1 protein-coding gene is annotated in these 1,405 nt (G+C 61.2%); it reads right to left on the bottom strand.

What is annotated here, in order from left to right; all coding sequences use genetic code 11:
- Positions 1 to 97: 97 nt before the first annotated feature.
- Positions 98 to 1,405: hypothetical protein (locus AC1DT2_RS23415; protein WP_477299073.1), on the bottom strand; the 1,308-nt coding region annotated here is incomplete at its 5' end.

The following is a 1,405-nucleotide window of genomic DNA, read 5'->3' as shown; positions in this document are numbered from 1 at the left end:
GCCCCCCCGCACCCGAAGAAGGAAGCTGCTTCTTTCTTTCGCGCGACATACTCGCCTCCATGCGAGACCCGGCGTCGGATCGCCACCGGGTAGTGACTCAGTAGAGAACCAGTTCCCACCGCCCGTCACCGATCGTACCGGCGAACTTCACATGCAAGGTCGTTGTATTCCCGTACGAGTCCGTGGCCTTCACGGTGCAGGGGCCGTTCGGCTTCCCCTCTTGATAAAGGATGTCCTGTCGCCCCACCAGGACGATGGCGGCTTTTGTCTCCTCGGAGGACGGCAGCGTAGGCAGCGGCGTGTCTCCGACAGGTACCGCAGTATTCCACTGAAGCTCTTTGCTATCCGGAACCGCGTAGCCGGTGAAGCAGGCGCGGAAATCGCCCGTCCCCTTGTCATGCCATTGAATCATGCCCTTGGGTTCAAGCTCCACGAAGCGGATGCCGACCTGGTTGCCCCACTTGTCGATGAACGACAACGTGTACCGGTGCACGGAGTCGGGATTGGTGACGCGGGGCTTGCGGGTCCCTCCCTCGTCACCACCGACCGTGCTCTCGGGATTGACCCCCTTGCCATGCGCCTCGATGCCGTGGTCGTCACCGACGAGGACGTCGCGCACCCACGGGAACTGGCTGATCTTCCCGACTTCCGGCTTCACGCCATAGATGGGCAGCGACGATTCGAGCCCACTGTCATGCTCCGCCCCGCAAGGATCGATGCTCGTGCCGTTGGACGCGTAGATCCATCCGTCGCGACACTGCACCCGTGCACAAAGCGTCACGCTCTCGTACAGGTTTCCGTAGCAGGCGACATAGAAATAGCAAAAGCGACTTGCCTGAGGAGACGACGGCGGTTCATCCCGTTCACCAGCATCACGCTTCGTGCCGTCGGGATAGGGAAGGTAACCCTTGTAATGCGTCGCGTCGTAATCCTTGTCGACACCGAGGCTGGTGACCCACTTCGGTCCGATATCGATGGGAAGTGCATCCATTCCGTCGTAGAAGCCGATGGTCAGGCTCTTGAGCTCTGCCGCCGTCAGCTCGGCGGGCTTGTGGGTGATCAGGTCGGTGATCGCGTACTCGATCTTGACTTTGACCTGCGCCAGGCCGTTTACGTAAACCTTGTCGCTCGACGAGACTTTGGCAAGCTTCAATGTCGTGACCTGCCATAGTGGATTGACGCTCGAGGGAAGTCTGACGTTGCTATCGAACGCGTGGCCGGGGCCCGGGCGGGTCTGGATGGGCTTAGCCGCACCGGGAGGGAGAATGGATGCGGCCGCGTAGGCCTCCGGGTCGCAGGGGTTTCCACCCGTGATCCAGAAATCGATCTCCTGTACGGCCTTTGTGCTGGATACCGCCAGCGCGCCATATTCGATCGTCCAGCCGGAAAGCGCCGATCCATCGGC

The sequence above is a fragment of the Luteibacter sp. P4_E6 genome, assembly GCF_056401535.1.
This window is presented reverse-complemented; position numbering and strand designations above follow the sequence as displayed.